General features: G+C 71.2%; 12 protein-coding genes. 4 read left to right on the top strand and 8 right to left on the bottom strand.

What is annotated here, in order from left to right; translation table 11 throughout:
* The first annotated feature begins 21 nt into the window (after nucleotides 1-21).
* A complete protein-coding gene (locus AB0D59_RS20495) occupies nucleotides 22-450 on the top strand; it encodes a VOC family protein (RefSeq protein WP_362567004.1) in 429 nt (142 codons plus the stop codon).
* Nucleotides 451-562: 112 nt separating this feature from the next.
* On the opposite strand, the gene AB0D59_RS20490 is transcribed toward AB0D59_RS20495, so the two are convergent.
* The 3 genes from AB0D59_RS20490 to AB0D59_RS20480 all read right to left on the bottom strand — a co-directional run bounded on the left by AB0D59_RS20490 (nucleotide 563) and on the right by AB0D59_RS20480 (nucleotide 3,812).
* Nucleotides 563-2,959, bottom strand: coding sequence for a glycosyl hydrolase family 65 protein (locus AB0D59_RS20490; protein WP_362567001.1), 2,397 nt, complete (start codon nucleotides 2,957-2,959; stop codon nucleotides 563-565).
* Between the two features lie 90 nt (nucleotides 2,960-3,049).
* Nucleotides 3,050-3,196, bottom strand: coding sequence for a hypothetical protein (locus AB0D59_RS20485; RefSeq protein WP_362566998.1), 147 nt, complete (start codon nucleotides 3,194-3,196; stop codon nucleotides 3,050-3,052).
* A 379-nt stretch (nucleotides 3,197-3,575) separates the two neighbouring features.
* Complete coding sequence (locus AB0D59_RS20480) at nucleotides 3,576-3,812, bottom strand: hypothetical protein (RefSeq protein ID WP_362566995.1); 237 nt, start codon at nucleotides 3,810-3,812, stop codon at nucleotides 3,576-3,578.
* A gap of 370 nt (nucleotides 3,813-4,182) precedes the next feature.
* Here AB0D59_RS20480 and AB0D59_RS20475 point away from each other — a divergent pair, with 370 nt between their 5' ends.
* Complete coding sequence (locus AB0D59_RS20475; protein ID WP_362567219.1) at nucleotides 4,183-4,857, top strand: lytic transglycosylase domain-containing protein; 675 nt, start codon at nucleotides 4,183-4,185, stop codon at nucleotides 4,855-4,857.
* A 132-nt stretch (nucleotides 4,858-4,989) separates the two neighbouring features.
* Here AB0D59_RS20475 and AB0D59_RS20470 read toward each other — a convergent pair whose 3' ends face one another.
* The 4 genes from AB0D59_RS20470 to AB0D59_RS20455 form a co-directional block, all read right to left on the bottom strand.
* Entirely contained in the window at nucleotides 4,990-5,211 is a 222-nt protein-coding gene (locus tag AB0D59_RS20470) for a helix-turn-helix transcriptional regulator (protein ID WP_362566993.1), read from the bottom strand.
* Nucleotides 5,211-5,696 carry a DUF2975 domain-containing protein gene (locus tag AB0D59_RS20465; protein WP_362566990.1) on the bottom strand — a complete coding sequence of 162 codons (486 nt, stop codon included), beginning with the start codon at nucleotides 5,694-5,696 and terminating at the stop codon, nucleotides 5,211-5,213. The genes AB0D59_RS20470 and AB0D59_RS20465 overlap by 1 nt, the downstream gene beginning before the upstream one ends.
* Nucleotides 5,697-5,959: 263 nt before the next feature.
* Nucleotides 5,960-6,880 carry an NADP-dependent oxidoreductase gene (locus AB0D59_RS20460; protein WP_362566987.1) on the bottom strand — a complete coding sequence of 307 codons (921 nt, stop codon included), beginning with the start codon at nucleotides 6,878-6,880 and terminating at the stop codon, nucleotides 5,960-5,962.
* A gap of 302 nt (nucleotides 6,881-7,182) precedes the next feature.
* Complete coding sequence (locus tag AB0D59_RS20455) at nucleotides 7,183-7,812, bottom strand: LUD domain-containing protein (protein ID WP_362566984.1); 630 nt, start codon at nucleotides 7,810-7,812, stop codon at nucleotides 7,183-7,185.
* A gap of 158 nt (nucleotides 7,813-7,970) precedes the next feature.
* On the opposite strand from AB0D59_RS20455, the gene sigJ reads away from it, so the two are divergent.
* A complete protein-coding gene (sigJ, locus tag AB0D59_RS20450) occupies nucleotides 7,971-8,912 on the top strand; it encodes an RNA polymerase sigma factor SigJ (RefSeq protein WP_362566981.1) in 942 nt (313 codons plus the stop codon).
* A gap of 116 nt (nucleotides 8,913-9,028) precedes the next feature.
* Here sigJ and AB0D59_RS20445 read toward each other — a convergent pair whose 3' ends face one another.
* Nucleotides 9,029-9,703 carry a helix-turn-helix domain-containing protein gene (locus tag AB0D59_RS20445; protein ID WP_362566978.1) on the bottom strand — a complete coding sequence of 225 codons (675 nt, stop codon included), beginning with the start codon at nucleotides 9,701-9,703 and terminating at the stop codon, nucleotides 9,029-9,031.
* 364 nt (nucleotides 9,704-10,067) lie between these two features.
* On the opposite strand from AB0D59_RS20445, the gene AB0D59_RS20440 reads away from it, so the two are divergent.
* On the top strand, nucleotides 10,068-12,953 hold the full coding sequence (locus AB0D59_RS20440; RefSeq protein WP_362566975.1) for a BTAD domain-containing putative transcriptional regulator: 2,886 nt from the start codon (nucleotides 10,068-10,070) through the stop codon (nucleotides 12,951-12,953).
* Nucleotides 12,954-13,161: the final 208 nt, after the last annotated feature.

The following is a 13,161-nucleotide window of genomic DNA, read 5'->3' as shown; positions in this document are numbered from 1 at the left end:
GGCCCCTGGTACGTTGCGTCGATGTCAGCGATCAAGAAATTCCAAGTCACCTTTGACTGCGCGGAACCCGAGCGCCTCGCTCGCTTCTGGTGCGAGGTGCTGGGGTACGTCGTGCCGCCGCCACCGGAGGGGTTTGCCACCTGGGACGATTTCAAGGGCTCGCAGCCACCTGAGCAGCGGGATTCATGGTTCGCCTGCATCGATCCCTCAGGGGTGGGCCCGCGACTGTACTTCCAGCGTGTTCCCGAGGGGAAGGTCGTCAAGAACCGGGTGCATCTTGACGTGCGGGTCGGCACCGGCCTCGTGGGAGAGGAGCGCCTCGCCGCACTCGAGGCCGAATGCGCACGCCTGGTCCCGCTCGGCGCGGTACACGTGCAGACGCTGTACGACGGCAATGACGCGTGCATCCCGATGCTGGACATCGAGGGCAACGAGTTCTGTATCGACTGAGCATTCTCCGGAGCAGACCTGCGATCGCTCGCACGCGGCTCCACGCGGTTCCTGCTCCCGTCGACGCAAGGCAGCCGGCCCAAGGGTGAGGAGCACGGCCCTGGGCCTCTCCTCAGCCCTGGGTCTCCTCGTGGGGCTCCTCCTCGACCGGAAGGCCCTCCGGGCGGCGGCCCCGGGGCTGCTGGGGCTCGGGATTGACGGGCGCGGGCGGGACTCGGCGGTCCACCGGCTCGTCGACGGTCACGGTCAGCGGCTCCCCGAAGTGGAGCACGGTCAGCGGTCCGCCTTCCACCAGCCGGTAGCGCACATGGGTCTGCCCGATATCGACCTTCAGCCTCTGCCCGAGTGCCTGCACCGTGAAGGCCACCCTGGACAGCGCCTCGGGCAGACGCGGGGCGAACCCGACCAGGCCCGGCCTCCCGTCGTCGTCAAGGTGTCGCCGCATGCCGCCGAAGCCGGCGACCAGGGCGATCCATGTCCCGGCGAGGGAGGCGATGTGCAGACCGTCACGGGTGTTGTGCTCCAGGTCGTCGAGGTCCATCAGCGCGGCCTCGGCGAGGTAGGCGTAGGCCAGCCGCAGGTGCCCGGTCTCGGCTGCGAGCACCGCCTGGCAGCACGCCGACAGAGAGGAGTCACGGACGGTCAGCGCCTCGTAGTAGGCGAAGTTGCGTGCCATGTCCTCGTCGGTGAAGGCCCACGGGCACTCCATCATCGCCAGCACGACGTCGGCCTGCTTCACCACTTGTTTGCGGTACAGGTCGAAGTAGGGGTAGTGCAGCAGGAGCGGGTAGCGCTCGGGTGGGGTGGCGTCGAAGTCCCAGTGCTGGAGGTTGGTGAATCCGGCCGACTGTTCGTGCACGCCGAGAGTCTCGTTGTACGGCACCGCCATACGCGCGGCGGCCTCGCGCCAGCCGGCGGTCTCCTCGTCGTCGACGCCGAGTTCCTCGGCCCGGTCCGGATGACGTGCGGCCACGTCCGCGGCGGCCAGCAGATTCTGACGCGCCATCAGATTGGTGTACAGGTTGTCCCGCGAGATCGCGCTGTACTCGTCGGGTCCGGTGACACCGTCGATATGGAAGACGCCGTCCGCGTCGTGGTGGCCGAGGCAACGCCACAGTCGGGCGGTTTCGACGAGGAGGTCGAGCCCCTCGCCTCGCTCGAACTCCTCGTCTCCGGTCACCATGACGTACCGGACCGCGGCCATGGCGATGTCCGCGTTGATGTGGAAGGCAGCCGTCCCGGCCGGCCAGTAGGCGGACGACTCCGAACCGTCGATGGTCCGCCAGGGGAACATGGCCCCCGCCAGATTCAGCTCACGGGCGCGCTCCCGCGCCGCCGGCAGCATCCCGTGCCGCCATCGCAGTGCCGACGCCACGGCCTCCGGAGCGGTGAACGTCAGCACCGGCAGCACGTAGGACTCGGTGTCCCAGAAGCAGTGCCCGTCGTACCCCGTCCCGGTCAGCCCCTTCGCGGGAATCGCCCGGTTCTCGCCACGGGCGGCCGCCTGGAGCACGTGGAAGAGAGCGAAACGCACCGCCTGCTGGATCTGCGCATCCCCCTCCACCTCCACGTCCGCCCCGGCCCAGAACCGGTCCAGATAGGCCCTCTGCCCGGCCACCAGCCCGTCCCAGCCGGTGCTGATCGCGGCCGCCACCGCTCCGTCCACCTGATCGTGCACGGCCGACAGCGAACGCTCCGCGGACCAGCCGTAGGCCACGAACTTGAACAGCCGCAGCGGCTGCCCTGGGGTCAGGTCCGCCGTCACCGTCAGACGACTGACGTCGGGCTCGCTCTGCGCCGTCCAGCGGGTGCTCTCCGGTCCTTCGATCAGATGGTCGGCCGCCGCTCCCACCCGGAGCGCACTGCGGTCGGTGCAGTGCAACAGCCGTAGCCGGGTTCCCTGCGCGAAGCTGTCTTCCGACGTCAACGGGGACTCGATCGCCGCGGCGACTCGCGGATCGCCCACCAGGCGGGGCATTTGCTCGTTCGCGACGAGTTCGGACTGGACGGCCACCGTGGCCGGTCCGTCGACCGGTTCGACCTCGTACACCACCGCGGCCACCGCCCGCTGGGTGAAGGACACCAGCCGCCGCGAGGTGATCCGGACCGTACGGCCGCCGGGCGAGGTCCACCTCGCGGTACGGCTGAGCACGCCCGTTCGGAAGTCCAGTACCCGCTCGTGCTCCACCAGCCGGCCATAGCGGAGATCGCACGGGTGATCGTCGACCAGCAGCCGGATGATCTTGCCGTCAGTGATGTTGATCATCGTCTGGCCGGACTCGGGGTACCCGTAGCCGGCCTCCGCGTAGGGCAGCGGATGCCGTTCGAACACGCCGTTGAGGTAAGCGCCGGGCAGCCCGTGGGGCTCCCCCTCGTCGAGGTTTCCCCGCCATCCGATGTGCCCGTTGGACAGGGCGAACACCGACTCGCTCTGGGCGAGCAGGTCCAGGTTCAGTTCGTTTTCACGCAGGCACCATGGCTCCACCGTGAAACTGGGATGAATGATCACCGCGACTCCAGGATCTCGGCCGGACCACGGACCACGACGTGCGCCACGCGGACGCAGCGGAACGGCCCCTCGTCGGGTTCCGCCCCGTCCTCACGGTTCTGGCACCGCACCGGGCGGCCCCTCCGCGCACCCGATCCGCAGGTGGACGCCGCGCGCGACGAGAAGCACGGACGCCCCGTCCTCACGGCGCCGGCCGTCCATGCGTTCGTCGTGGTCGTCCACCACCTCGAAGGGCACAAAGTCAGTCGCCTCACCTGTGACGCGTTTGCGGAGATATTCGCCGAACATCCTGTTCCGGGCAGCCGCGCACCTCTTCACGGTCCGGGTGGGTACGGCGCCGAGGCTAGGCGGTGCCCGCCACCGACGGTCCGCACGCACTGCCCGGCACGCCGGAAGGCACCCGCTCGGTCGAGGCGCGCCCGTCGACATCCGCGTCCGACAGCACCAAGGCGATGCCCAGCGGTTCCGAGCCGTGCGGGCCTCCACCCGGCGGCAGCGGCCGGAGTACGCACCAGGATGGCGGCCCCTGCGTAGGGGGCCGCCGCAGACGGGATGGTCGAGCAACTCGCCCAGGCACCGGGCGCATCCGCCGCTGCCCCCCTGCGGGGCGCGTCGCTCAGCCGACCCGACGCGTTCTGACTCCGTCGGCCTCGAAGTCGTAGACGGTCCGGTTGATCCGCAGGCCGTCGACAGCACCGATCCACATGTAGTCGCGGCCCTTGCCCACCGCGGCGGTGTAGATGGTCGGCTGCGCGCCGCCGTCGTTGAGCTCGGTTTTCAGGTGCTCGAAGGTGCACGGGGTGGTCAGGTTGCAGCCGGTAGCGGTCCCCGCGCTGCCCGTGAGGTACCACACGCCGCTCGTGGTGGCATCAAGGTAAGCATTGGTCTCTTCGTGTACGGCAGCGGACAATGCCGATCCGCACGGCAGCCACCTCCCCTGCCCCCTGGATCCCGTCTGAACTACTGCGGCAGGCCGGAGGCTCCAGGTCCGCAAGACCGCGCCGGCCGGAGGAGCGGGAGGAGGCCACGGACTTCACCGAGTCGTACGGCCCAGGTGGTGGTCGGCCCGACCGGCCTTCGGGCGGGTGTGAGCATCCACACTTCCTCCGGGATTGCGTCGGCCGGGCCGGCACGCAAGAGTGTTCCGACTGCCGAACCCAGCAAGCGAGATGCTTCCGTCGGGCACCGCACACGGTGGCGCGGGCGAAGAGGATGGGATGCACGTGAGCCCAATGCCGTTGAGGGGGATCGCGGTCGCCTCTGCCACCGCGGTCACCGCGGTCGGAAGCGTCGTCGGTGTCGCTTCCGGCAGTAGCGCGCAGAACAACGACGCGCAGGCGCCGACGACCGGTGCCACCCTCCTCGCGGACCTGCCCGAGGGCCAGCAGGCGCAGGTGCAGACCGCGTCGCTGACGCAGCAGGCCGACGCCGTAGCCGTCCAGGCGGACGCGAGCGCCAGGAAGAACGCCGAGCGGACCGCCCGGGCGGCAGCGGCCAAGACCGCACAGGCCAAGAAGGACGCGGCCGAAAAGGCCGCCAAGGACCGTGAAGAAGCCAAGACCACGGCCGGCGACTCCACCGCCACCTTCCCGGTGCAGAGTTCCTACACCGTGGCGCAGCTCAAAGCGATGGCCGCACAGATCGTGGGCACCAGCCAGTTCCAGTGCTTCAGCAACATCGTGGACCACGAGTCCACCTGGAACTACCTCGCCGTCAACCCCTCCTCCGGCGCCTACGGGCTCGTCCAGGCCCTGCCCGGCTCCAAGATGGCCTCCGTCGCCGCCGACTGGCAGACCAACCCTGCCACCCAGATCAAGTGGGGCCTCAACTACATGAACACCACCTACGGCAGCCCCTGCCAGGCCTGGGCCTTCTGGCAAGTCCACCACGCGTACTGACGGGGCCCTCGCTGCCGGACCCACTGTCTGCAGGACCTGTACGGCGATCATGCGCTCGACACCGACATGCGGTCCACGTGCCGTGTCGGCGGGCCGGTGGTGCCAGGCGGTTGCACGCCCGCCTGGCGCACGTCACGCGCCGACGGCGTCCTCGGCCTCCCAGCGCAGCAGGTCGCCCGGCTGACACTGGAGCACCTCGCAGAGCGCGGCGAGCGTCGCGAAGCGTACTGCCTTGGCGCGGCCGTTCTTGAGTACCGCGAGGTTCGCGGGCGTGATCCCCACCCGCTCCGCGAGCTCGCCCACGGACATCTTCCGCCTGGCCAGCATCACGTCGATGTCGACGGCGATCGGCATCAGATCACCTCGTCCAACTCGGCCCGCATCTGCGCCGCTTCGACGTCGCGCGCGACGGCCTGGGCGAGCAGCATCCGCAGCACGAGCACGATGAGCGCGACCCCGAGGATGGCCACGCCGATCCCGCCCATGATCACGCTGACGCCCGGGTCGTCCCGCTGGCCCGGCGCATTGATGACCGTGACCGCGAACCACAGCAGGGCAGCCGCCACGATCGCACGGATCACGAAGTCCACGTACCGGAAGGCGGCGTGGGAGAACACCGTTCCGCGTCGCACCATCGTCACCAGCCGCCATACGCAGACCAGGGCGACCTGGGCCGACACCATGCCCAGGATCGTGATCACGCGCAGCGGGGTCAGCGGGAGCGACCCGTCCTCCGGGTCGGTGACCAACGCCCACACCATCCCTGCCTGTACGAACACGGTGCCGGCGAGCACCACCGCGAGCACGGCGCGCAGCGCACGCACTGTCAGCTTCCCCACAACCCATCCTTCCATCGAGTAACGATGGGAAACTATCGAATCTCGATAGGCAGAGCAAGGGGTGGAGGGGAAGGTGAGGGGAAGGCGAAGCGACGGCGTGAGGGAGCAGACCGCCGGTCGGTCTGCCGAGCAGCTGAGCGGTCGAGGTACTGACCGATTGAGGGTGTGTCGTCAGGAAGGACCCTTGTGGCCTTCGCCTGCCCACACCAGGAAGGAGCCGGCCCAGAACGCTGCGCGGGACATGCCGGCAGGCCCCCCGGTCCTCAGTCCTCGGCGATCCGGATGATGGTCCTGCCGGGGACACGTTGTGCAGGGGCGAAGGCCGCGGCCGCCTCGGTCAGCGGGCGGACCGCGCCGACGCGCACCCGGAGCCGTCCGTCCCGCAGGCGCCGCACCAGGTCCGTGAGGCGTGTGCGGTCGGGTTCCACGACGAAGAACAGCGCGCGTCCGTCCTCGGGACGGACCGTGGGCGGCTGGGCGATGGAGACGAGCGTGCCGCCGGCCCGTACGAGGGCGGCCGAACGATCGAGGATGTCGCCGCCGATCACGTCGAACACCACGTCGACCTCCCCGGCGTCCGCCAGCCGGCCGGCGTCGAGGTCCAGGAACGTGTGCGCGCCGAGCGCGAGGACGGTGTCCCGGTCGGCGGACCGGCCGGCGCCGATCACGCGGGTTCCCGCCTCCCGCGCGAGCTGCACCGCGAGCGAGCCGACGGCCCCCGCGGCACCGAGAATCAGGACGGTCTGGCCGGTCACGATCCGCGCGTGGTCGAACAGGCCCTGCCAGGCCGTCAGACCGGAGATCGGCAGCGCGGCCGCCACCGTGTGGTCGACGTCCGCGGGCAGCGGGGCGAGGTTGCGGGCCTCCACGGCGACGTACTCGGCCAGCGAGCCGTCGCGGGCCCAGTCGGTCAGACCGAAGACCCGCTGGCCGACCGTGAGACCGGTGGTTCCGTAGCCGAGCTCCGCCACGACACCCGAGACCTCGTGCCCGGGCACGCTCGGCATCCGGTCGCGGCCCGTGCGATCGGTCCACGTTCCGGGCCAGGCGAGCTCCCCCCGGGTGAATCCCGCGGCATGCACCCGCACGACGACGTCGTTCTCGGCGGCATGGGGATACGGCCGGTCGGTAAGGATCAGCCCGCTGACTCCGGCGTCGCGGTCGGGGGCAGTGATGGCTTGCATGAGCGTTCTTCCCGTCTGGTCGGTGAACTGGCCGGCGAGCCGGTCTGCGACTGGCCCCTGTCTGGTTTTCCACAAAGTGCGCATTTCCATCGCATCAGGCGACCGGTGGTTCCGTAGGCAGGTGACCGTCCGACGTGGACGAGGGCGATAAGGGGCGGCGAGCGCCGGCACGGTGGAGGTGGCCGGCCGGCCTCGGTGCGCCGGTCGCGGGGTATCCCATACGCGATCGCTGACGAACCGAGGGACACACCCGCCCGGCCCAAAGCCTGGTGCGGCACGCGGCGGCGACGGCTGTTGGTGGTTCAGAAACCGATGGCCTCGCGGAGCAGCAGGACAGTGCCGCGGCCGGCGTGATGTTCCGCGTTGAGGATCAGAAGGCGGTTGACGGCGCTGGGCCACCCGTAGGCTTCCTGGGTGCGGGCGCTTTCCAGTGGAAGGCAGTGGTCTTCGACGCGCCGTAGCGCGGTGTCCAGGTCGGGTACCACCTTCTGCGCCCCGACGATCCAGATCGCGCGGGCCGCGCCGCCGGCGTAGCCGGGCAACTGGCTTCCGCTGCCCGAGGCGACCACGAGGGAGCCGGTCTCGGTGACCGCTGCGACGCTGCCGACGATGACGTCGGGGCCGGCCAGCAGCCGCCGGATGTCGTCGGCGCCGGTGGCCCGGTCCATGGCCAGGACGCGTGGCTTGATGGCCCGGTACCGCGCGCCGGCGTTGATGTCCTCGTCGATCCCGGAAAGCCGGAGGGTCTCGCTGGCCCCGGTGAACACACTGGCACCCTCCGGAATCAGCTCTTTGACGCGGGTACGCGCGGCAGCGGCGTCGTCGAGGATCTCCACGGTGAAACCGTGTGCGGTCAGCGCGGTGGCCGCCCGCTCCAGGCGCTGCGCGGGCGCCGGGTCGGTGAACGGTATGGCCGGCACGGAGGTGGTCATGGTGTCCCTGGGCTTTCTGTCCGCTGGATGATGTGTTCGTCTCATCGGTCCGACAACACAGCCCGCCGGAATGTCAGGCGGCGGGCGGGCCTCACATTCCGATGCGCTGTCTTGTCGAACCGATGAGGGCAGACACGACCGAGGGAGCCGTCGCCACCATGACCACCCGATCCGGGCAAGGACACGCACAGGCCGATGCGGGCCTGGACGTGATCATGAGCGAGCGGCGTCAGCTGATGAACATCGCCTACCGGCTCCTGGGCTCCCTGGACGAGGCCGAGGATGCCGTCCAGGAGACCTACACCCGCTGGTACACGATGTCCCCGCAGCAGCGGGACGCCGTCAAGTCCCCCGGCGCCTGGCTGACGACGGTCACCAGCCGCGTCTGTCTCAACCTGCTCGGCTCCGCCCGGGCCCGGCGGGAGACCTACGTGGGCGCGTGGATACCCGAGCCCCTGCCCGAACGCACGGAGTGGACCACCGGGCGGCCGGGCGGCACCACCGCCGACCCGGCCGACCGGGTCACCCTGGACGAGTCGGTCAACCTGGCTTTCCTGGTCGTGCTCGAATCGATGACCCCGGCCGAACGCGTCGCGTTCATCCTCCACGACGTCTTCTGCCACTCCTTCGCCGAAGTGGCCGAGATCGTCGGCCGTACCCCGGCGGCGTGCCGCCAGCTGGCCTCCTCGGCCCGCCGCCGTATCCGGGCCTCGCGACCCTCCGCGACTTCGGCTGCCGAGCGGGCCGGCGTGATCAGGGACTTCAAGCAGGCATGGGAGGCCCAGGACATCGAGTCGCTCATCGGCCTGCTCGACCCCGATGCCACGGCGACCGCGGACGGAGGGGGCCTCGCCGTGACCTTCCTGCACCCCATCAAAGGCCGCGAGCGGATCGCCCACGCCTGGATGGAGATCGCCCGCCGCAGGCCCGACGGCATGGCGCTCCTGGAGCGCACGGTCAACGGTCAGCCCGGTCTGGTGGCCGTGCAGGAAGGCGTCACCGTGACGGTGTTCGCGTTCGACGTCGCGGGTGACCGGATCACGCGGATCTGGGTCGTACGCAACCCCGAGAAACTCCGTCGCTGGACGACGGCGGGCTGACCCGCCTCTCCCCACCGCCGGGTCCGCCGGCAGCCGCCCGGCGGTGGAACACGGCCCCGGACGCGAGACCTCGAGAGGGCTTTCGGCGGCACCCACGTCCCGGTCGGCGGCCCGGTTCACCTGCCGCGCAGGGCCGCGCTGATGATCCTTGCCGTCTGCTGCGCCACGCCCACGAGCCGGTCCAGGCTGTGCGCGGCATCGGTGACGACGCTCAGGGACGCCGGCGGTGCGCCGTTCGGTCCGTGCACCGGTACGGCCACACAGCACACACCGGCCGCCACGTCCTCCCGGTCGAAGGCGACGCCCAGGTCCCGGATCGCCTCGGCCTCCCGGTGCCAAGACCCGGGCAACGGGCCCAGCGGGAGGCGCGGATACGCCCCGGCGACCACTACCTTGCCCGCCGCCGTGAACCACGGCCAGGCCCCGCCGTCGAGTGTCCGGCCGAACGCCCCGGCATTCTCGCCGGGCGTCCAGTCCAGGACCAGTGTCTGTCCCTCCCGCAACACGTTGAGCCCCACCGACGCGCCGGTGATACGCGCCAGGCGGCGAGCCGGTACCCGGGCCGCGGCGCGCAGACCGGGGTACGGCTGCCAGCTCTGCCCGAGCCGGAAGATCCGCGGTCCCATGCGGTAGCCCCTGCGGCTTCGATCGACGGCGCCCAGTTCGACCAGCTGCTCAAGGAGCCGGTAGGCGGTCGTCTTGGGCAGTCCGCACTCGGCCGCGAGCCTGGTCAGTCCGGCCTCTTCGACCCGCTCCACCGCTCCCAGCAGAGCGAAGGCGCCCTCCAGCACACTCCGACCGCCGCCGTCCGGAACCTGTGGCCGAGGCGGCGGCTGCGGTGCGAGGTACCGGGCCTGTGGCTCGTACGGGTGCTCCGGCTGCCGCGCCGTCGATTCCGGCGTTCTCGTTGCTGTCGCTCCCCGTTGGTGGTTCACGTCTCTCTCCCCCGGATGCCACCGGACCGGCTCCCCCGCACCGCCGTTCCCCGTGCGCGGTGCGCCGCCGTGCGCGGAGTCGCTCCGCCCGTCAGACTGAAGTCCGCCTCATCAGACTGAAGTTCGAGTGTGGTCCGGAACGTTGTCGATAGGTTGTCGCCCAGCACGAGATTGTGCGCACCGAGTGAAGAGAATCCGTGCGGGGAGTGTGGATGTCGTGGTGGAACTGCACCTTCTCGGTCCCGTGGAGCTCTCGGTGCAAGGCCGGACCGTCGAGATCGGGCCACCGCAGCGCCGGACGGTGCTGGCCGCGCTGGCGGTGGACACCGGCCGGCCCGTCCCGGCCGATGTACTGATCAGACGGGTCTGGGGCGCCGATCCACCGGACGGGGCGCGGCGCGCGCTGCACGCCCATGTCGCCCGGCTCCGTCGGCTGTGCGAGCAGACCGAGGACTCGGGACATCCCCGGTTGCGCCTGGTGCGCCGGTCGGCCGGATACCTCCTGGAGGCCCGCCCGGACCAGGTGGACATCCACCGGTTCCGGCAGCTGGTCGGCCGGGCCCGGGAGACGGAGCGGACGGACGAGACGCGGGCGGCGCTGCTGCGCGAGGCGCTCGGACTGTGGCACGGGGAACCGCTGGCGGGGCTCGGCGGGCAGTGGGCGGCTCAGGTCCGCGAGGCCTGGCGGCGGCAGCACGTGGACGGCGCGGTCGCCTGGGCCCGGGTGGAGTCGCGGGTCAGCGATCCGGTCGCCGTGATCGGCCCGCTGACCGAACTCCTCGATGCCTACCCGCTGGTGGAACCGCTGACCGAGGCGCTGATGCGGGCGCTGCACGCCGCCGGACGCAGCGCGGAGGCGCTGGACTGCTATTCGACCGTCCGTAAGCGGCTCACCGAGGAACTGGGCACCGATCCCGGCACGGAGTTGCGCAAGGTCCACCAGGCCATCCTCCGGGGAGGCCTGGTGGAGTCCATCGCACGGCCGGTGTCCCGGTCGCCGGTCCGGGCCGCTCCCCCGCCGCGACGGCCCGCGGTGACGACTCCCTGGCCGGGCACCGCACCTGGCCAACTGCCCATGGGAGTTAGTGGATTCACCGGCCGCGGCGAGGAACTCGCCCGGCTGGAGGACATCCTCGCGGCCACGGCGGACCAACCCTCGGCGGTGGTGATCACAGCGGTGTCGGGCACGGCCGGGGTGGGCAAGACCGCACTGGCCGTGCACTGGGCTCGCCGATCTGAACAGGCTTTCCCCGACGGCCAGTTGTACGTGAATCTGCACGGGTTCGCGCCCGGTGGGTCGGCGACGAGCCCGGCGGAGGCGGTACGGGGGTTCCTGGACGCCCTCGAAGTGCCCCCGGCCCGTATCCCCGCCGGGCTGGAGGCGCAGGTCGGGCTGTACCGCAGCCTGCTGGCGGGGCGCCGGGTGCTGGTGGTGCTGGACAACGCCCGCGACGCCGAACAGGTCCGTCCGCTGCTGCCCGGAGCGCCCGGCTGTCTGGCGCTGATCACCAGCCGAAGATCCCTGACCGGTCTTGCCGCCACCGAGGGCGCACAGCTGCTGACGGTCGGCATGCTCGCTCCCGAAGAGGCCCGGGAGCTGCTGATCCGCCGGCTGGGCGCGGCCCGGGTGACGGCCGACCCCGATGCCGTAGGGGAGATCGTCGGCCGGTGCGCGGGTCTGCCGCTCGCGCTCGCGATCGTCGCCGCACGGGCCGCCGCCCAGCCCGGTCTCCCGCTCGCGGCGCTCGCCGAGGAGCTGCGCCGGTCCGACGGGCGCCTCGACGCCCTGGACGGCGGGGAGGCGAGCAGCGAGGTGCGGGCGGTGTTCTCCTGGTCGTACCAGGCACTCGGCCCCGGCCCCGCCCGGCTCTTTCGATTACTGGGCCTCCATCCCGGTCCCGATGTCGCGCTCCCGGCCGTCGCCGCCCTGGCCGGCGTACCGGCCGCCCGCGCCCGGGTGCTGCTGGCCGAACTGGTCCGCGTACATCTGCTCACAGAAGAGCCCCCCGGCCGGTACGCCTTCCACGACCTGCTGCGTGCCTACGCCGCCGAGCTGGTACGCGAGTACGACGGCGGCGACGTCCGGCACGCGGCGGCGCACCGGCTGTTCGACCACTACCTGCACACCGCGCACCGGGCGGACGCCCTGCTGACTCCCCGGTCCCGCCCGGTCGCCCTGCCGACCGCGCAACCGGGTGTCGTGGCCGAAGAGCTGACCGATCACCGGCAGGCACGGGCCTGGTTCGCCGCCGAGCACCCGGTGCTTCTCACCGCGGTGGAGCAGACGGCCGCCGACGGCTTCCCCGGCCACACCTGGAGGCTGGCCTCGGCGCTGACGACCTATCTCGACCGGCACGGGTACTGGCGGGCGCTGACCGCCGCGCACACCACGGCGCTGGACGCCGCCCGGCGCCGGGGCGACGAGGTCGGGCAGGCCGAGGCCCACCGGGGTCTCGGGCTCGCCGAGGACCGGCTGGACCGTCCCGACGGAGCCCGTCGCCACTATCTGCGTGCGCTGGAGCTGTTCGGCGAGGTCGGCAGCCACGCCGGTCAGGCCCGCATCCATCAGCACCTGTCCCGGATGTCCGAGGCGCAGGGCCGGCACCAGGAGGCGCTCGGCCACGCCCGGGACAGCCTGTCGCACCACCGGGCCGCCGACGACCGGGCCGGGCAGTCCGCCGCCCTCAACCACATCGGCTGGATCCTCGCCCAACTCGGTTACCAGCAGCAGGCCCTGACACACTGTCGGGAGGCCCTCGACCTGGCGCTGGAGACCGGCGATCTCAACGGGCAGGCCCATATCCAGGACAGCCTCGGTTACATCCACCACCGGCTCGGCGAGCACGCCGAGGCCGTCGACCGCTATCAGCAGGCCCTCGATCTGTTCCACCAGACGGGCGACCGCCACAGCGAGGCCGCCGGTCTGGTCTGTCTCGGCGACATCCACGACGTCACCGGTCGCCCGTATCCGGCCCGTGCGGCCTGGGCCCAGGCCCTGGCCATCACCGCCGAACTCGGCCTCCCGGACACGGATCCGCTCCGTGCCCGGCTCCTCGAACGGAATCGCCCCGCGACCGCCGACACCACCACGGGCGTGAGTGGTTGAGGTACAGGAAATCCCGGTGAGATCGATCTTGCTGCGGTTCCCCTCCTCCTGCCGGGCCACGGGAGGGCTGAGTTCGGGAGCGGTCTCGTCTTCTTCGGGTTCGGGCCAGGGCCCGAAGGGGCCGTGTTCCCCGGGTCCGGGGCACCGAGGACACCGGGGCCCTTCCAGCGACAGGGCGGCATTTCTCCTGTGTACGCAGGGCGGCCGG

It is taken from the genome of Streptomyces sp. NPDC048417 (assembly GCF_040651615.1).
In the GTDB taxonomy this organism is placed as follows: domain Bacteria; phylum Actinomycetota; class Actinomycetes; order Streptomycetales; family Streptomycetaceae; genus Streptomyces.
Note: the sequence above shows the minus strand (reverse complement) of the source record. Positions and strands in the feature narration are given on the sequence as shown.